The organism is Hallerella porci, assembly GCF_003148885.1.
Classification (GTDB): Bacteria; Fibrobacterota; Fibrobacteria; order Fibrobacterales; family Fibrobacteraceae; genus Hallerella; species Hallerella porci.
The window spans coordinates 25,593-44,273 of record NZ_QGHD01000003.1; the positions used below are offsets into that span (position 1 = coordinate 25,593).

The following is an 18,681-nucleotide window of genomic DNA, read 5'->3' on the forward strand; positions in this document are numbered from 1 at the left end:
GACTATTTAGTGAATGTTTGCAGAAAGGAGCTTCGTAATCGCTTGGACGTATTCGCCCGGATTTTCAAGCTGCGAACCTTCGGCGAGGACCGCTTGCCCGTAGAGAGCCTTCGGCCAATCTTCGAGAGATTCGTTCTTCGCTTTCTTTTCCTTCAACATTTTGCAAATCGGATGATTCGGATTGATTTCCAAAATGCGCTTGGACTTGGTGACGTTTTGACCCATCGCACTCATCATGCGTTCCATATGACGGCTCATCGCTGCTTCGTCGGTAACGAGACAGCACGGGCTATCTTTCAAGCGGCTCGAAATGCGCACTTCTTTAATGTTTGCGTCCAAATCCTTTTGCAATTCGGTGCAGAGATCTTTGAATTCAACCTTGGAAGATTCTTCGGATTTCTTTTCTTCTTCGGTCTTTTCGAAGTCCACATCGCCGCGGCTTACATCGTGGAATTTTTTGCCGTCAAATTCGGTGACCGCTTGCATCATAAATTCATCGATTGGATCCGAGAGCAAGAGCACTTCGTAATTCTTGTTCTTGTAAGCTTCGAGAATCGGGCTTGCGGCAATTGCGTCTTTATTTTCGCCGATGAGGAAATAAATTTCCTTTTGATCTGCGGGCATATTCTTCACATATTCTTCGAGGCTTGTAAATTTATCGCCGGACTTCGTGGACTTGAAAAGAGTCAACTTTTTCAATTCGTCCAAATGTTCCCAGTTCATGTAGAAGCCTTCTTTCAGAACCATGCCGAGTTCTTTCCACCAAGCTTCATACTTTTCGCGGTCTTTATTTTTGATTTCTGCCAATTTATCGAGCACATCTTTGATCACGCGTTTGCGAATCGTCGTGATGATTTTATTCGATTGGAGAATTTCGCGCGAAACATTGAGCGGCAAATCTTCGGAATCGACAACGCCGCGGACAAAGCGGAGCCAAGGCGGAAGCAAGTCTTTGCAATCGTCCATGATGAAGACTTTTTTCACATAAAGCTTGAGTCCGTTAATGCGGTCATTTTGCCAAATGTTGAACGGCGCTTTGGACGGAATATAAGTGAGTGTCCAGAATTCTTGAGCGCCTTCGGCGTGAGAATGTTTCCACGCAAGAGGATCATCGCCTTCGTGTGCGACAGTTGCGTAAAAATCTTTGTATTGCTGTTCGGTAATTTCTTTATCGCTTTGACGCCAAAGAGCCGGCTTATCATTCAAACGAGTCGGTTCCTTCGTTTCCATTTCGCCCTTATCATTTTTCGTCGGTTCATGATGCAGGTAAATGCCGTAAGAAACAAATTCACTGTATTTGCGAACGATGGATTCGACTCCCCATTCCGAAGAAAATTCTTGGAAGTCTTCGCCGTCTTTTAAGTAAAGGGTGATTTTCGTGCCGACATCTTGCTTCGGCATATCCGAAATTTCGTAAGAGCCTGTTCCGTCCGAGCTCCAAAGGTAACCGGATTCTTCGCCCGCTTTGCGCGAAAGCACTTCGACTTTGTTTGCGACCATAAAGGCGGAATAAAATCCAACGCCGAATTGACCGATCAAATCCACATTCGATTTGTCTGCGTCTTTCAAATTTTGCACAAAGTGTTTCGTGCCGCTGCGCGCAATTGTACCGAGACAGCTCACGAGATCTTCTTTGTTCATGCCGATACCGTTATCTTCAACGGTTAGCGTCTTATTTTGGCTATTGACGGCGAGGTCAATTTTTAATTGCGTTCCGACCGGGAGAAGTTTCGCATCGGAAAGGGAAAGGAAACGCCGCTTATCAAGCGCATCCGCTGCGTTAGAAATCAATTCGCGGAGAAAAATTTCCTTGTTGCTATACAAGGAGTGAATCATCAAATGCAAAAGGTCTTGCACTTCGGTTTGGAATTCTTTCTTTTCTGTTGCCATGGTTATCTCCATTTTATACAAATGTTTCAATTTGAAACAAATCACTGTTTCAAAAAGTTAAAGTCAAAAGCACCCGAACGGAAAAAGCCCGCTCAAAAGGCGCATTTCAACGTTTTGTTTGAAACCGAACCAATAATTGCAAGAATCGTGCCAAAAAATTTGGAATGAGGAGTTAGGCAGTTCGAGCGTTTCCTTCGGGGATAGCAGAAGAAGATTTGCAGCATGCGGGAATGGTGCAAATGCATTCAGCGTTGCGTGGGACGACTTTGGGAACATCTTTAGAATCGGCGCCCACTTCGGAAAAGCCCGAAATGACGGTGAATTTTGATTATGATTTTTCTCTTGGCGCGCACGAAGTGACCCGAAAAGAATATGCGACATGGACGGGGAAAAATATTGAGCGGCAAAATGATTTGCCGATGACGAATGTAACTTACTTTGATGCGATTTTAGCGGCCAATTCTCGGAGTAAATTCGAAGGACTTGACAGCGTTTACACTTACCGCAAATTGCAGATGAGCGAAGGCTCTTGCTTGGGAATTGAAAATTTGGCGTTTCATCCCGAAGCAAACGGTTACCGTCTCCCGACCGAAGCCGAATGGACTTTTGCCGCAAAAAACGTGCATTTTAATCCGGAAAAATCGTGGAATGTTTCGAATGCGGGCGATTCCTTGCACCCGGTTTGTACAAGTGAACCGAAAGCGATTCTCTGCGATATGGCGGGGAATGCGATGGAATGGGTGAACGATTGGTTTGTTCCATTTTCGGACACAACTCTTTTGAATTTTATCGGCGGCGCACAATCGGATGCGATTGGAAAACGCATTCTCAAAGGTGGATATTTTCGAAAAGCCGCAGACAACATGCGGATTTATTCCCGCGGCGATGTTTACACGGTGACTTCTTCGACCAAGGCGGATTACGTCGGCTTTCGTTTAGCCCGCGGAATGATTCCAAGTCCGAGCACATTAAATTCTTCGAATTCCAATTTCTCGCCCGAGAATTTTTCGGTTTTACCCGCGCTTGAACTCAAAAAGAAACTCCGCACTTCTCAAGTGCGCTTAGCGTTCCGCGATGATGAAAGCGGAAATATTTTCGCCGTCGATTACACGAACGGTTCTAGTGCTCTTTTCGCTTTACCGAAAAAAGGTAACGTTTATCATCCGGCGATTTCTCCTAACGGCAAATGGATTGCGATGACTTCGAAGCCCGAAGGCATCTCGGGCTTTGACACTCTTTCGGTGCAGCCTTTTAACGCAGCGGATTCGACCCATTTCCTTTACAACGAATCGTCGGCAGCAGAACCGCGCTGGCGCATTTCTCACGGAGACACGCTGATTTATTTCGGAACGGACGGCGGCGATAATTCAAGCGACGGAAAATTCTTCGGCGAAAAAACTCTTGCCGTTTCCTTTCAAAATCAAAAGTTCGGCGCAGAACGGGAAATTTTTGCGGGCTCGTATCACGGCGGCATCTCGGACGATGAAAATCTCGCCGTCTCGGGTTCAAAACTTTTGCGCGCTCGCGTCCGCGGAAAAGATACTGTCTGGTATCACGGCGAACAAGCTTGCAATGTGTCTTTATCGCCCGATTCGACGAAGCGCGTTCTCTTCCTCGATTTCGGAAGCAAAACCGGCCGCGAATTTGTCGGCAAAAATTATGCGCCGCACGAATTTATTTTGATTGCGGACAGTTCGGGAAAACTCATTCAAGCAATTCTTGCGCCCGACGGTTACACTTTTGATCATACGGAATGGACGAACGCACCCGATTTCATCGCAGCGACTCTCGTAAACGAAGAAGGCGTGCATTCCAAAATCGTCCTCGTCGATACGAAAGATTCGAGCGTCACCACTCTCGTCGAAGGAAACGAACTTTGGCATCCGAATGTGTGGATTCAACCGAGCGCCATTCGACTTCCTCAAAAATACGCCGCCGATAGTTTGGGCGTTTACATGACGGGAAATTCGAGCATTAGCAGCCGCATTCAAAAAGTGAAAATGGATTTGTTCTGGAAATATCGCGGCCAAGCAGAAATCGCCATCACCGGTTCCTCGCGTTGCTTTGCGGGAATCGATCCGACGTTACTTTCGACCAGTGAAAATCGATTGGCAATCAATTACGCTTTCTCGGGCGAAGACATGGCGGGCACCGAATATTTATCGGTCAATTATTACTTGCCGCTCGAAAAATTGAAATTTTTAATTCTCGCGCTAGATATTGACCGTTGGGCAATTACCGACGAAGGTTTCCGCACTTTATATGTTGAAGTGCCGGGATATTTATACGATGAACATCACGACTTTTGGAAAAAAGGCGTTCCCGATGAAATGGAAAATTTCGTCGCCGCAAATCCGTCGCCACCATCCGACGAATACTCTCTTTACGCGTATCATTTGGGCTGGCATTATTCGACGCTTTCGGGATATGAAACTCCCGTCGATTTGGCGTTTTCTCCGTATGAAATGAAAAAGGCGCACTATAACCAAGAAAAATTGCTTTCGATTCTCGACGTGGCGAAAAGTTACGGCGTTCAAGTCGTCGGAATTATTTTCCCGCAAGCGCCGGAATATATCGCAAGCGGAAAATCGTGGGGACGTTACGGTCCATCTCTCGCCGATGCAAAAATGCTTTTGCAAACTCTCGATTCTTTGGCAAAGCAAAAAAGCAATTTTACCCTTTTTGATGAATATAAAAATGGGGAAAACGATTACGCTTCCGAAGATTTCGCGGACTACGATCATTTGAATCAATCGGGCGCATTAAAACTCACGCAGCGTCTAGATTCGCTTTTACAAAAACTTCGCCAAGAGAAATTTTAGCGGGCAAAATAAAATATTACAGCGACCTTTGTTGGTTTGTAAACTTTTTTTATATTTAGCACATGCAAACGATTACCAATCAAGATGTCGCGAATTCGACGCAAAAAGCCGAAGATGAAATTGATCTCTTGGAACTTGCGGGAATTTTAATTGCCAAATGGCCTGTGCTTTTGCTCTTTATCCTTTTGGGCGGAGGCATTGGATTTTTTGTCGCCAATTTCTTGCGCCCGAGTTATTCGAGCGATGCGCTTTTACAAGTCGATCAGAACGGAAAGACGGCGGGACTTGCGATGGGCGAAATGGGAGCGCTTTTAGATGTCGCATCTCCCTCGGAGGCCGAAATTGAACTCATCAAAAGTCGTCGCGTTTTAGACGAAGTCGTCGAACTCGAACATTTGGCGTATTCCGCAAAGCCGGTTGCATTTCTTCCGCGTTTACTTCATACCGAAGGACGCGTTGATGTTGAATTTTTGCATATTCCCGAAATCGCTCGCACCGAAAAATGGATGTTAATGGCGTCTGCGGATTCAGCACTTTCGAACAGCGAATTTTCCATTATCGATCCGATGGAAAAGGTGATTTTACAAGGAAAAGTGGGGGACACTTACCGCATTCCTGTGATGGGCGATACCTTTGCCATTCGCATTTCGCAGATGAACGCTCTCCCCGAAGAAAAATTTGAATTAACCGAACTCGATCCGCGGACTGCGCTCGATATTTTGAAAAAGCAATTAGTCGTCTCGGAAATGGGAAAGAAAACGGGAATTATTCAAATGCAAATTGCGCACCGTTATCCCGACCGCGCCGCGAGCATTTTGAATTCTATCGCCGACACCTACGTGCGCCAAAATGTCGAAGCTCGAAGCGAAGAAGCGACGAAAACTTTGGCTTTCTTAGAAAAGCAACTGCCCGGCGTCAAAGCAAAACTCGATTCTTCGGAACAAGTTCTTTCGACTTATCGCAAAGACGAAGGCTCCGTCGATTTGAATGGCGAAGCGCGGAACGCACTCGAAAAACGGATGGAACTCGAAAAGCAACTTCTCGAATTGCAGCAAAAACATCAAGAAGTTTCTCGCCTTTTCAAAGAAGATCACCCGAGCGTCATTTCTCTCAAAAAGCAGCAAGCGCAAATTCGCCGCGAAATGGCAAAGCTTTCGGACGAAACAAAAGATCTCCCCGAAAAGCAGCAAGAAATTCTTCGTTTACAGGGCGATGTCGAAGTGAACAATTCGATTTACACGAATATGCTGAACAATATTCAGCAGTTACGCGTGGTGCAAGCGGGTGAAGTAGGGAATGCGCGCATCGTCGATCGCGCTCGGATGGAAATTCGCCCGGTAAAACCCCAAAAATCGGTCATTCTTCTCGGAAGCATTGTCGGCGGATTTATTTTGGGAGCCGTTTTCGTTTTCCTTTATCGCATGATTTTTAACCGCGGCATTCGCACTTCTCGCGAATTAGAGCAAGCGACGGGAGTTTCGGTTTACGCAAAAATTCCCGAACTCAAAGAACGCAAAAAGAGTTTCACCTTGATAGAAGAGGGCGGCGAAGACATCGCAAGCGAAGCGCTTCGCACTCTCCGCACCTCGTTAGAATTTTCGATGGGAGTGGGCAAAGTCCTTTTGATTACGGGCTGCGTTCCCAACTGCGGAAAGAGTTTTATTTCGAAAAATTTGGCAGCGCTTTATGCGGCGAGCGGGAAAAAAGTTTTGCTTTTGGATACCGATTTCCGCGCAAGTGAACTTTCTCCGCGGGGAAGGAAACACGGCCTTTCGGATTATTTGTTAAATAAAATTTCTTTGGACGAAGCGATTGACCATTTAGAAAAATTGGGCTTTGATTTAATCGGTGCGGGTTCTTACACTTCGTCTCCGACGGAAATGCTCGCAAGTTCTGCGTTTGGCGATTTGATTTCACAAATGCGCAACCGCTACGATTTGATTATTTTGGATTCCGCTCCGATTTTAAGTGTCGCGGATGCGTTAACCACTTCGCGTTACGCGGACTTTGTCCTCGTTGCAGTTCGCTATGCGAAGGATTCTTTGGAAGGCGTCGAAGAAGCGTTGAGCTTACTCGATAAAGCCGAAGTGAAGAATCGCGCCCTGGTCATTAACCGCATTTTATCCGATGAAATTTCGCATTACGGTTATGGCTACGGTTACGGCTATGGCTATGGTTACAAAAAAAAATACGGCCATAAAAAGTCGTGAAAAATTTGACGAAAATCGCCAAATGCGGTAACTAAATTTTGAAATATGAGTCGTAGATTTCTTTTGATTCTGGCTTTTGCTTTTGCAAGTGTTTTTGCGCAAGCGCCGCAGCATTATGATTTTAAACACGCCAAAATGCAGATGAATCGCATTTATTACGGCGATTTACAAGTGACCGTTTATTGTGGCTGCAAATACAAAAGCAATAAAAAGCCGAACGGAATCGATTTTGAAGGCTGCGGTTTTCAGCCGCGGAAAAATGCAAATCGCGCTTCGCGCATTGAATGGGAACATGTCGTAACCGCACACAATATCGGCTTATCGCGACAGTGCTGGCACAAAGAGGGGAAGCGCAGCGCCCGCAAAAATTGCGAAGAAACCGATCCCGAATACGCGTTAATGGAAGGCGATTTGCACAATTTGCTCCCGAGTATTGGCGAAGTCAACGGCGACCGCAGCAATTTTATGTATTCGCAATGGACGAATTCGCCGGAACCGATGTATGGCACCTGCCAATCTATCGTCGATTTTAAGAATCGCAAATTTCAGCCGCGTCCCGAAGTGCGCGGAATGCTCGCCCGCATTTCATTTTATATGGAAAAAGCCTACGGCATCACCCTTTCCAAAGAACGCCGCCGTCTTTTAGAAATCTGGGACAAAGAACATCCCGTTTCGGCATGGGAATGCGAACGCGACCGCCGCATTTTCAAAGTACAAGGCGATCACAATCCGTTTGTCGAAGCAAAATGCAAGAATAATTAGGAATGGTTAGTAATCAGTGGTTAGTGGGCAGTTGTTAGAAACTGCGTGTCATTCTGAGCGAAGCCATAGGCGCTGCGGTGTCATCCTGAGTGGAGCCGTAGGCGAAGCGATATATGAAACTTGGAACTTTAGTTCCTTAGTTGAATTAAGCTCTTTGGGGTTGGATCTAGCATTTTCTATTGAGTCCAAAAAAGGACTTCTTCTAATTCACAAACCAAGTGCTAGATTCTTCGCTCCATTACATTACGCTCAGAATGACACTACTAGATTTCCAGTGCTAACATTTCCCCCAGGCGATGAACCCGCTGGGATTTCAGTGATAACATTTCCCGGGGGAAATAATTCCGCAAGAAATTAGAGAAGACATTTCTCGGGGGAAATAATTCCGCAAGAAATTAGAGAAGAAATTTCCCGGGGGAAATATGTCCGCCGAATTTCTGGAAAAGACATTTTCTGGTTAAGATAAAGCCTAAAAAAATCCGGGGAGGAATTTTTTTTGTCGTTTTCACTAAGAAATGTTACGCTGAACGCGCTTCGGACTTGATGAAACTTTTTCTATCTTGAAAATTGCTTATGAAGGTGACTTTTGCAATTCTCGCTCTTTTTTCTGTGAATCTTTTCGCAGGCGTCTATTCAAGCGGTATTATTTCGATGAGCGAAACGGCTCGGACGATTTTTCAAACGGATGAAAATGCAAAAGAAGAAAATTTTGCGGTTCCTTTTCTGAAAAACGAAGACCCCGAAGATAGCGAGCCTGATGAATTTTTGGACGAAGCTTCTGCAATTGATGAAATGGAAGTGGATTCTCTCGCTCTCGCTGAAAAATCACAAGATACCATTCGCGTGGATATGTTGCGCGCGGCAATTCCTTTGGAAAGTCGTCGCATAACGTCGCCGTATGGATTTCGCGGATACCGCATTCATAAAGGACTTGACATCGGATTAACGCGTGGCGATTCCATTCGGGCAGCGTTTGATGGGAAAGTGGTGCGCGTCCGCTATGAACGCCGCGGCTACGGGCGTTACATTGTTTTGGAACATCAAAATGCGGGAATTACGCGGACCATTTATGCGCATCTTTCGAAGCAACTTGTAAAAGTCGGCGAAGAAGTGCAAGCGGGAAAAGTCATCGGGCTCGGCGGAAATACAGGCCGCAGTACGGGACCGCATTTGCATTTTGAAATGCGCGTCGGCGATATGCCGCTCGATCCTCTCGGATTTTACGATTTTGAAAATCATCAAATTCGCGCCGAAAAAATTTTGATTCCGATGAAACGCGTCGAAGCGGAATATGCAGAACTTCAAAAAGAAGCGAGCAAACATCGTTTTTATCGGGTGCGTCCCGGCGATACTCTCGGAAAAATCGCCCGCAAATATCACACGACGGTGAGCCGTCTTCTCAAACTCAACGGGATGAAACGCAGCTCGGTTTTGCGTGTCGGCAGAATGATTCGCTGCTCGTAATCGTTTATGCTTTCTCTTTTTTGTGCTCCGCTGCAAGGCTTTACAGATGCAGCTTTCCGCATTGCTCATGCGAAATTTTCGGGAGGAATTTCGGCGTATTACACGCCGTTTCTGCGTTTAGAAAAAGGGAAAATTCGCCCGAAAGATTTGCGGGATTTAGAATGGGATTTGCAGACGAAAAAAGATTTTCCGTATCATTTGATTCCGCAGATAATCGCGAAAGATGCGTTTGAATTTCGTTCTCTTGTCGAACAAATTTTACCGCTCGGTTTTTCGGAAATCGATTTGAATGCGGGTTGTCCTTTTCCAATGCAGACGAAATCGGGGCGCGGCGCAGGGCTTCTTTTACATCCGGAAAATTTTTTTGAAATTCTCGATGCGATGGAAGAATTTCCGCAAGTGCAATTCAGTATAAAAATGCGCTTGGGCGAAAATTCGGAAAGTGAAATTTTTGAAATTCTTCCTCGGCTGAATGTGTCAAATCTTTCGCAAATTACATTGCATCCTCGTTTAGGAATCGATGAATATCATGGCGAAATTCGGTTAGACGCTTTTCAACGATTTTACGAAAATTGTTCACGCCCGATGGTTTTGAATGGCGATATTTTTACCGCCGAAAAAATCCGAGAATGCGCCGAAAAATTCCCCAAACTCAAAGGTGTGATGCTCGGTCGCGGGCTTTTACGAAATCCGAATTTAGCGCGGGAATATGCTGAAAATTTCACTGGGAAAACAGCGGAAACTCTTTTCAAAATGCACGCAGAAATTTTTGCGCAATATAAAATGCGTTATCAAGGCGATGCACAAATTTTGGAAAAAATTCGCCCGTTTTGGGCTTACGCAGATCTTCCGAAAAAAATGGCAAAAAAAATCGCCAAAGCAAAAACTTTGGCGGAATACGAAAACTGCTTAATCGCAATCGGAGAACTGTAAAACGCGCCGCTTCGCGGCGCGTTCGCGGTTACACTTTGAGTTCGCCTGCGTCCAAATTATCCCAATTCGGAATTGCCTTTAACGCAGGACGGACTTCTTCGTTTACGAATTTATTCACTTGACCCGGAGCGCGCCCGATGAATTTCTTCAAGTCGAGAATTTCTTTGAGCTTTGCTTCGGTAATGCCGAGCTTTTGGAATTTTTCGTTTTTCAAAACGCGTTCGAGTAAGTCGTTATCTTTACCTTGTTCTTTCACGACTTTGCCCGCTTCCATCGACATCACGCGAATTTCTTCGTGGAGTTCTTGACGGTCGCCGCCGTTTTTCACGCCTTCCATGATGATGTTTTCGGTCGCCATAAACGGAAGTTCTGCCATGATGCGTTTTTCAATCACCTTCGGATAAACGACGAGTCCGGTCGTTACGTTTTCGGCGATGATGAGCATCGCGTCCATCGCGAGGAAAGCTTCGGGAATGGCGAGACGCTTGTTTGCACTGTCGTCGAGTGTGCGTTCAAACCATTGCGTTGCTTGGGTGAAAGCTGTGCTGTTTACTTGCGCCATCACAAAGCGTGCGAGGGAACAAATGCGTTCGCTGCGCATCGGATTACGCTTATAAGCCATCGCACTCGAACCGATTTGCGTTTTTTCAAATGGTTCTTCGACTTCTTTGTTGCCTTGCATTAAGCGCATATCGGTTGCGAATTTGTGAAGGCTTTGTGCAATCGACGAAAGAACTTGATTGACGCGGTTGTCCCATTTGCGGGTATAAGTTTGGCCGGTGATGGTGAGAACGCGTTTGAATCCTGCTTTTGCGGTAACGCGGCGATCGAGTTCCATGATTTTTTCTTCGTCGCCGTTAAAGAGGTCCATAAAACTTGCCTGCGTTCCGGTCGTTCCTTTGACCCCGCGGAACGGAAGCACTTCGATGAGGAAATTGAGTTCTTCCAAATCGATGAGCAAATCTTGCAGCCAAAGGCAAGCGCGCTTTCCGACTGTTGTTAACTGCGCCGCTTGGAAGTGCGTTGCACCGAGCTGCGGCATATCTTTATATTCCATCGCAAAATTTGCGAGCTTGTCCATCACGCGGCAAAGGCGTTTCCGCACAAGAATCATCGCTTGCTGCATTTGAATGAGGTCGGTATTGTCGCCGACAAATGCAGAGGTTGCTCCCAAGTGAATAATGCCTTTTGCTTTCGGGCATTGCACGCCGTAAGCGTAAACGTGACTCATCACATCGTGACGGCGGCGCTTTTCTTCGGCTTCGGCAACATCAAAATTGATGTCGGTCGCATGCGCTTTCAATTCATCGACTTGTTCTTGCGTAATCGGAAGGCCTAATTCCATTTCGGATTCGGCAAGGAAAATCCACAGCTTTCGCCAAGTCTGAAACTTGTACTGCGGGCTGAAGATGTAACTCATTTCTTTGCTGGAATAACGCTTGATAAGCGGGCTTTCATATTGATCACGCATAATCATTTCCTTGTGAAAAGTTTTCCGAAAATTTAGAAAAAGAAAATTGCAAATCGGCTTTTTTTGAATTTGAAAAAACGGAAAAATGGCGATGTGATTTACCTCAACTTGGAATAGAATTCTCGACGAAAATTGGTTTTGAATCCATTTATCGATTTATACTTCTTTTAGGAAAATTATGGAAAAGTTGATTTTATTCGCTGCGGATTTTGAAGTCGATCAAACTCTCGAATCGATTTTAACGGAAAATTTTGAGTATTGTCCATGCTGCATTCATGCGAATTTGGATATTTCAAAAATTCTCGCCGAGAAAAATCCGAATGTGATTTTTGTAACGTCTTCGGCTGCACTCGAAAATGAATTTCAGCTTTTAAAAAGTTTGCAAAAAGAAAAATCGGCATCGTCGAGTTTGGTAATGCTTGTAACGCCTGCGACGCCGATTTCAGAAGAATTGGAAACATTAAAATTTGGTGTGCAAGATTTTATCGTTGCGCCGTATTGCCGCGAATTGATTTTAAATCGAGTGAAGCAATATCGGATGCGCGATTCTTTGCATTTACATACCGATGAACTCACGGGACTTTATCATCAAAATTATTTACGCGAAGTTTTGAAAAATTTAAGCCCATACGATTTTCCGCTCGGCATTATTTTTGCGGATTGCAATTCTTTAAAACAAATGAACGAATCGTTCGGACGTGATTTTGGCGATGAATATATTCGTTTAGTCGGCGTTCTTTTTAAAATGATTTTACCGAGCAATTCAAAAATTTTCCGCGTAGATGGCGATGAATTTTTAGCGCTCATTCCGAATGCCGATGAAATTTCTTTGCAGCAATTTATACGTCAATTAAATGCAAAATCGAAATTGTTACAAATTCGCGGAAAGCGGGTGAGTCTCGCTTTTGGCTTTGCAAGTATTCCGAAAAAAGAGGAAAATTTTCGGCCGTATTTTGAACAAGCCGAAATGCAAATGTACACCGATAAAAAAGAGAAGAAAATTCTCGATTCTTAATTGAAAATTATTTTTCGCCGATTAACAAATAGGTGCACTTTTCAAAGTCATTTGTGGTCGCTTTCGGAGTCACTTCATAAAATTCTAAAAAATTCCGAATTTTTGTCGCTTTAATTCCGACATTGACATTTTGGGAATTGATGAGCATTAAAGTGGCAAGTCCTAAAATTTTCCCGTTATAAACAATGGGACCGCCCGAATTTCCGGGCTGAATCGCAGCATCCATTTGAAAAGTGGATTTATCGCCAAGAAGTCCATTTTTCCCCGAAACAATTCCTTTGGTGACTTTTAATTCCATGCCTTGTAATTCGATTTGCGGATAACCGTAAACAAGAATTTCACTTCCCAGTTTGGGTTGTTCATTGGAAATAGGACAAGAATTTAATGTGACTCCGTTTACTTTTAAAATCGCTAAGTCGAGCACATCGTTAGAAAGTTCTGCAATTTTTGAAAATCCATCTGTGGGAATATACTTGCCATTTAAATAAATAGCCACTGAGGAAAGATCCTTAATCACATGCGAATTGGTGATTAAAATATCGGGAGCAATCGCTACTGCGGAACCTTGGGCAGTTGATTTTTCATCTTTTGCGGGTTTAGTTGAGTTTAGAATTTTAACTCCACCTAGATTTATTTTCCATTCTTCAAATTTTGCAAAATTGATATAGCGCGGTGCACAAATTAAAAAATAGCGGGCATTGTCTGCATCGTGCAAAGTAAAGATAATCACGTTTTCATCATCTCTATTTTTATCTTCATCAAAAGCATCTACAATCATTGAATATTCCAAATCTTTGATTTTAATCAATAGGGATGAGTCTTCGATGGAAATATTTATACTTCCCGTTCCCGCAGAATCAATATCGGTAAAAGATTTGGTATAATCCTCTTTTTCATCGTCATACAATCCCATGCCGGCAATTGCATAGCGAAAGGAAAAAGAAAAATCTCCCCATAAATTTCCCGAAGAGAACAATAAAATGCCTAAAATCCAAAAAAGAATCTTGAAAAAATTTTGGTTTTCTCTTTGCATATTTGCTCCGATTCTAAAATAGAATTTATTCTGTTTTGCTAGAATCTGGCGGAGCGTTTAACGCTTTTAAACTATCGACTTTTAAACTGTCGCGGCGCGGGAACATATTTTGATAAATGACCGTGCGACGACTCGCCATGAAGCGGCTGTAACGCCCATTCGGATTGTGTTTTCCGGGACTTGCAAGAACCGCAGCCATATTGATGGATTGATCTAAATTCAATTTGAAAGCGCTTTTCTTAAAATATTCTTGACTGGCAGCTTCGCAACCAAAAATCGTCGGTCCCCATTGCGCATAATTCAAATACAATTCTAAGATGCGGTTTTTGCCGAGAATTTTTTCCATGAGAAGAGCGTAGGCGAGTTCTTTGAATTTGCGTTCCCACGAACGTTCTCCCGAAAGGAATAAATTTTTCGCCAGTTGCTGCGTAATCGTGCTTCCGCCGAATTTCGTTTTTCCGTAGTAACGGTTTGCATCTAAAGCTTCGGCGATTGCGCGCACATCAAATCCGGGATGATAATAAAATCCCGCGTCTTCGCTTGCGATTACCGCTTTTTGCAAATACGGGCTAATGCTATCGAGCGGCACAAAGCGATGCTTGATTTGCACTTTCGGATTGGAATCGACGAGCGCTTCCATATAATTGCTCATCTCGGGATTTTCATATTCCAAAACTTTGACGTTATCGTAAATGGCGTAGCAGTAAACGAAAGCTTTATAAAGCAAAAGAGAAACGACGAGAGTAAATGCAATCGCGTAAAGGGTTAACGTCAAAAGCGCCAGACGGAAAATGCGATTTAATATGCGATAAATCCATTTGAAAATGCAAAAAATAATCCCGAGAATTTTGCGGAATTTTTCGGGGAGCGCATTCCAACGCTGTTCTAAAGATTCTTTGATTTGTTTGTAATTCACAAGCGGAAATGATAGAAAGTTTTAATGGAGTTGTCTTTTAACGTTTGCCGCCGAACCAAGAATTCATATCTTGTCCTTCGGAAAGTTGAAATCTTTCAACGCTAATTCCAGCGCCGAGAGGAGCCGCATCGATTCCTGCATTTTTAAAAACTTCGAGAAGAGATTCTGTGCCCGCGCGCCCCGCGTCATCTTGATCCAAGCAAAGAATGACGCGTTTATTTTTAAAAAGATTTGCCCATTCCGTTTTGAAGGATTTGACGCCCGGAATTCCCACCGCTGGAAATCCGCGGTCGATCATGGTGAGCGTATCGACGCAGCCTTCGCACAAATAAACCCAACCGATATTTCCGTCTAAAATTTTCAGATTAAAAGGAAACGGAATTGTGCCGCGCAAATTCAATTCTTTCGGTTGCGTTTCGTTGTCAATTGCACGCGCTTGAAAATAAAGCGGAATGATTTTTTTATCTAAATACGGAAAAAGTAAACGGTGTTTGTAATAGCGCAAATTGCCGTTCTCGTTGAAAAGTCCCGCTTTTTGCAAAGCTTCAATTCCAAAATTTTGCAGCAATTCTCGGTTGACTTTATCGTAATCGGTAATGTAACGCAGCCGCATCGATTCCCAAGTTTTCTTAAAAATGCGGCGTTTGACAAGCCAAGACGCAGCGGGCGAGCCTTCAATCGGCGAAAGTTTTTCAAAAAAATTCAGAATAATTTTTGCGCGTAAAATCGGATCGATTTCGGGCTTGGGTTCTACTTTTACCACTTTAATTGGCGGAGCTGCCGCGGCAAAATTCGGCACGAGATGTGTTTCCGAAGTCCCGGGCGCAGGAATTGTCTCGGGAAAAAATTCCGCTTGCAACCAATCGACTGCTCCGCGGAAATCTAAATTCCGAGAAATTTCTACCAGGCGAATCGCATCGCCGCGGACATCTTGACAAACCCAACAATTAAAAAGACCTTTGGATTCCGAAAGAGAAACGCTCGGTGTGCGGTCGCCGTGTGCGTGGCGCATCGCATAAGGGCAGCGAAATTTTCCGCGGACGACATGATGCCCCAAGCGTTCTGCTACTTGAGTAATCGAGAGCGAAGCCTTTAACGCTTCAATATCGTCGCGGGAATAATTCATCGTTAGGAAAACTAATTTAAAAACAAGAAATGTGTTCTATTTTTTGGGCGAATCGCTGCGGCGCTTGTCGTCAAAGATTTCGTAAATTTCTAAATTTGAGTCATGGCTAAGAAAACAAAGAAAAAGGGAACTGAATTCGATACAAAAAAAATTGGGCGCGTCTTGGGCTGCTTTGCGCTCGGGTTTGGCGTGCTTTTGCTGATTGCACTCATTTCATTTATCGGCAGTGAAAAAAATTGGCTCGGACCGATTTTTGGTAAAATGATTCCGGAAACTTTCGTTTACATTTTCGGAAATCTCTCGGCGACGATTGTTTCGGTCGCTTTGATTTGTTGGGGAATTTGGCTTTTGCTTGCGGGAGAATTTCCGCGTTTTCTGAAAGCGTGCTGTGGATTTTCCGCTCTTTGTATTCTTTGTCCTGCGACATTGGCGCTTGTTTCTGCGGCCGCAGGAAACCTCAATTTGAAGGCGAATACGCTTTATGCGAGCGGCGGACGTTTGGGATATTTTTGGGTGAAAGTTTTAATTCAACCGGTTTTTGGTTCGACGAATTTTCTTTTTCCATTTGTGATTCTTGGAATCATTTTTTTTGCGGTTGCCGTTTCGCTTTTTGGACTGAAACTTTCGCATTTTTCATGCGTGAAAATTCCGTTTACTTTTATCGCGGGCTGGTGGGCGAATCGTCCGAAGAAAGAGTTAGAACCTGAAACAGAAAAGCCCGAAAATCCGAAGCCGAAGAAACCTTCGAAAAAAGATGACTCGGACGCTGTGAAAAAATTGTTAGAAAAAGAACGCGCCGAAGCGATTTCAAAAGATTGGAATAGCGATTATACGATTTATTCGGGACAAGCAAAACCATTCCGCGGAAATGCGGGCGCATTTGATGGAACTCTTCCGGTAGAAAATCAGCCGGTGGTAAAAGAGGCTTCGTCTTTCACGGTGACGTCTACGGAAAAGGCTGCGAAAACGCAAAATATTTCTTCGGATTATCCGAATGTTGCAGAACGTGAAATCGAAGAAAAAGAACGTTATCTCCGAGAAAATGAAAAGAATTTGGGCGCATTAGAAGTGCGCGCTCTCCGCGATGAAATTGCGCATTTGCGGCAAGTGCAGCAGATGAATAATTGGGAAAATAATCGTCAGCAACGGCCGTCGATCAAAGGAATTATCGAACGCGATGACGAAAAAAATTCTCCCGAAAATTCGAATTTTAATTTGGATAATGCGAAAGAAAAATCGAAAAAGGATGAGTCCATTTTCAATTTAGAGGAAGCGTTAAAAAAATCAAAAGAAAATAATTCTTTGAAAACGGAAATCGTTTCGGAAAATGAGCCCGCAGAATTGACAGAATCCAAGGTAAATGTTGAAGAAAAAACAGTCGCGCCCGAAACGCAATACGACGAATATGTGATTCCGAAAGTCGATGAAATTTTGGAAGCACCGCCCGAACAAAAGCCCGATTATACGGCGCAAGAATTGGATGAAATCAGCCATCAATTAGAAGAGCAATTAGAAAATTTCAAAGTGAAAGGAAAAGTGCTCGGCATTTCCACGGGTCCGATGATTACGCGCTTCGAAGTGGAACCGGGTCCGGGCGTAAAAGTGGGCCGTTTTTCTTCGTTGCACGAAGATTTAGCGCTTGCATTAAAAGCAAAATCGATTCGTATTTTGGCGCCGATTCCTGGGAAATCTCTCGTGGGCGTTGAAGTGCCGAATCGAAAATTGCAAACGGTTTTTTGCCGCGATATTTTTGAAAGTCCGCTCTTTAAACCGCAGCCCGATAAACTCATTATTGCTCTAGGAAAAGACATCACCGGAAATCCTTATACGATGGATCTTTGTCGCGCTCCGCACGTGCTTATCGCGGGGCAAACCGGTTCTGGTAAATCTGTTTGCATTAACACGCTGATGGCGAGTTTACTCTTTAGTAAAACGCCCGATGAATTGCGGATGATTCTCGTCGATCCGAAAGTGGTCGAACTGAAACTCTACGAAGATATTCCGCATTTGCTTGCGCCCGTGGTGACGCAGCCCGATGTCGCTGTCAGCGCACTCAAATGGGCGTGCGTTGAAATGGACCGCCGCTACGAAGAACTTGCCAAGTGGAAAGTGCGTAATCTCGTCGGCTACAATCAAAAGCGTCGCGAACAACAAGAAGTCATTCGCAAAATTCAAGAGATGAAAGCGGCGTACGAATCGGCGAAAAAATTAGCGGATAAAGTCGAAGAAGAAAATCGCACGGCGAAAGAAACTGCTTTGGCAAATGGAACTCCCGCTCTTGAATTACAGCCGATTCCGCCGGTGCCTAGCTTAAGCGAAATTCCACCGATGCCCGAAACGATTATGGAAAATTTGCCGTATATCGTTGTCGTCATCGATGAACTTGCGGACTTGATGATGGTCGCTGGCAAAGAAGTGGAAAAGTATATTGCTCGCATTGCGCAAAAAGCGCGCGCTGTGGGAATTCATTTGGTCATTGCAACGCAGCGTCCTTCGGTGAATGTGATTACCGGTTTAATCAAAGCGAATTTACCTGCGCGTATCAGTTTCAAAGTCGCGTCTCAAATTGATTCGCGGACTGTCTTGGATCAAGCGGGCGCCGAGAAACTTTTGGGCCGCGGCGATATGCTTTATCGTTCTGGCGATGATCCGGAACCGACGCGTGTTCACGGCGGATTTTTAACCGATGAAGAAGTGGAAAAATTAGCGGATGTTTGCGCCAATCAAAATGTGCATTACGAACGCTTAACCACTTTTGACATCGAAGATCCTTCGGATACGGGAGAATCGGGCGAAGAAAAAGCAGGCTTCCTCGACAAATTGGATCGTCTTGCTTTCGATGTTGCGCGTTACGGACTTGAACGCGGCTCACTTTCGACTTCCGAAGTGCAGCGGCATTTCGCGGTAGGATTTAGCCGCGCCGGAAAAATCGTCGATCAGTTGGAACGCTTAAATATCTGCGGAAAAAAGAACGGCAGTAAACCGCGTGAAATGCTTGTCGCCGATGAACAAGCGCTTTTTGAACGTTGGCCAAAATAA

12 protein-coding genes are annotated in these 18,681 nt (G+C 44.5%); 7 read left to right on the plus strand and 5 right to left on the minus strand.

Translation table 11 applies throughout. The annotated features are described in order from the left end of the window. Positions 1 to 6: 6 nt before the first annotated feature. Positions 7 to 1,890, minus strand: a complete 1,884-nt coding sequence (gene htpG / locus B0H50_RS02545; RefSeq protein ID WP_106199716.1) for a molecular chaperone HtpG — start codon at positions 1,888 to 1,890, stop codon at positions 7 to 9. Between the two features lie 215 nt (positions 1,891 to 2,105). Here htpG and B0H50_RS02550 point away from each other — a divergent pair, with 215 nt between their 5' ends. From B0H50_RS02550 to B0H50_RS02570, 5 genes are all read left to right on the plus strand, one after another. Beyond that, positions 2,106 to 4,712, plus strand: coding sequence for a TIGR02171 family lipoprotein (locus B0H50_RS02550; RefSeq protein WP_269843920.1), 2,607 nt, complete (start codon positions 2,106 to 2,108; stop codon positions 4,710 to 4,712). A gap of 62 nt (positions 4,713 to 4,774) precedes the next feature. After that, a complete protein-coding gene (locus B0H50_RS02555) occupies positions 4,775 to 6,922 on the plus strand; it encodes a polysaccharide biosynthesis tyrosine autokinase (protein WP_109587197.1) in 2,148 nt (715 codons plus the stop codon). Between the two features lie 45 nt (positions 6,923 to 6,967). Further along, a complete protein-coding gene (locus B0H50_RS02560; RefSeq protein WP_106199708.1) occupies positions 6,968 to 7,684 on the plus strand; it encodes an endonuclease in 717 nt (238 codons plus the stop codon). A 573-nt stretch (positions 7,685 to 8,257) separates the two neighbouring features. Continuing rightward, complete coding sequence (locus tag B0H50_RS13775) at positions 8,258 to 9,148, plus strand: peptidoglycan DD-metalloendopeptidase family protein (protein WP_106198160.1); 891 nt, start codon at positions 8,258 to 8,260, stop codon at positions 9,146 to 9,148. Between the two features lie 6 nt (positions 9,149 to 9,154). After that, a complete protein-coding gene (locus tag B0H50_RS02570; RefSeq protein ID WP_109587198.1) occupies positions 9,155 to 10,081 on the plus strand; it encodes a tRNA-dihydrouridine synthase family protein in 927 nt (308 codons plus the stop codon). Positions 10,082 to 10,109: 28 nt separating this feature from the next. Here the strand turns inward: B0H50_RS02570 and purB are convergent, their stop codons facing one another. Continuing rightward, entirely contained in the window at positions 10,110 to 11,552 is a 1,443-nt protein-coding gene (purB, locus tag B0H50_RS02575) for an adenylosuccinate lyase (RefSeq protein WP_109587232.1), read from the minus strand. 178 nt (positions 11,553 to 11,730) lie between these two features. Between purB and B0H50_RS02580 the strand changes: the two genes are divergently transcribed. Further along, positions 11,731 to 12,567 (plus strand): GGDEF domain-containing protein, encoded by an 837-nt coding sequence (locus B0H50_RS02580; protein ID WP_109587199.1) that lies wholly within the window; start codon positions 11,731 to 11,733, stop codon positions 12,565 to 12,567. Between the two features lie 7 nt (positions 12,568 to 12,574). Here the strand turns inward: B0H50_RS02580 and B0H50_RS02585 are convergent, their stop codons facing one another. The 3 genes from B0H50_RS02585 to B0H50_RS02595 form a co-directional block, all read right to left on the minus strand. Then, on the minus strand, positions 12,575 to 13,480 hold the full coding sequence (locus B0H50_RS02585; RefSeq protein WP_158275873.1) for a S1 family peptidase: 906 nt from the start codon (positions 13,478 to 13,480) through the stop codon (positions 12,575 to 12,577). Positions 13,481 to 13,625: 145 nt separating this feature from the next. Beyond that, a complete protein-coding gene (gene mtgA, locus B0H50_RS02590; protein ID WP_106198164.1) occupies positions 13,626 to 14,516 on the minus strand; it encodes a monofunctional biosynthetic peptidoglycan transglycosylase in 891 nt (296 codons plus the stop codon). Between the two features lie 37 nt (positions 14,517 to 14,553). Beyond that, positions 14,554 to 15,642, minus strand: coding sequence for a toprim domain-containing protein (locus tag B0H50_RS02595; protein ID WP_106198165.1), 1,089 nt, complete (start codon positions 15,640 to 15,642; stop codon positions 14,554 to 14,556). A 102-nt stretch (positions 15,643 to 15,744) separates the two neighbouring features. On the opposite strand from B0H50_RS02595, the gene B0H50_RS02600 reads away from it, so the two are divergent. Next, positions 15,745 to 18,681, plus strand: a complete 2,937-nt coding sequence (locus tag B0H50_RS02600) for an FtsK/SpoIIIE family DNA translocase (RefSeq protein ID WP_109587200.1) — start codon at positions 15,745 to 15,747, stop codon at positions 18,679 to 18,681.

Bases quoted from the DNA above. Each gene is read 5' to 3' on its own strand.
- B0H50_RS02560 (WP_106199708.1), top strand. From the start codon at position 6,968: ATGAGTCGTAGATTTCTTTTGATTCTGGCTTTTGCTTTTGCAAGTGTT.
- B0H50_RS02580 (WP_109587199.1), top strand. From the start codon at position 11,731: ATGGAAAAGTTGATTTTATTCGCTGCGGATTTTGAAGTCGATCAAACT.
- B0H50_RS02595 (WP_106198165.1), bottom strand. From the start codon at position 15,642: ATGAATTATTCCCGCGACGATATTGAAGCGTTAAAGGCTTCGCTCTCG.
- B0H50_RS02585 (WP_158275873.1), bottom strand. From the start codon at position 13,480: ATGGGATTGTATGACGATGAAAAAGAGGATTATACCAAATCTTTTACC.
- B0H50_RS13775 (WP_106198160.1), top strand. From the start codon at position 8,258: ATGAAGGTGACTTTTGCAATTCTCGCTCTTTTTTCTGTGAATCTTTTC.
- purB (WP_109587232.1), bottom strand. From the start codon at position 11,552: ATGCGTGATCAATATGAAAGCCCGCTTATCAAGCGTTATTCCAGCAAA.
- htpG (WP_106199716.1), bottom strand. From the start codon at position 1,890: ATGGCAACAGAAAAGAAAGAATTCCAAACCGAAGTGCAAGACCTTTTG.
- B0H50_RS02600 (WP_109587200.1), top strand. From the start codon at position 15,745: ATGGCTAAGAAAACAAAGAAAAAGGGAACTGAATTCGATACAAAAAAA.
- B0H50_RS02555 (WP_109587197.1), top strand. From the start codon at position 4,775: ATGCAAACGATTACCAATCAAGATGTCGCGAATTCGACGCAAAAAGCC.
- B0H50_RS02570 (WP_109587198.1), top strand. From the start codon at position 9,155: ATGCTTTCTCTTTTTTGTGCTCCGCTGCAAGGCTTTACAGATGCAGCT.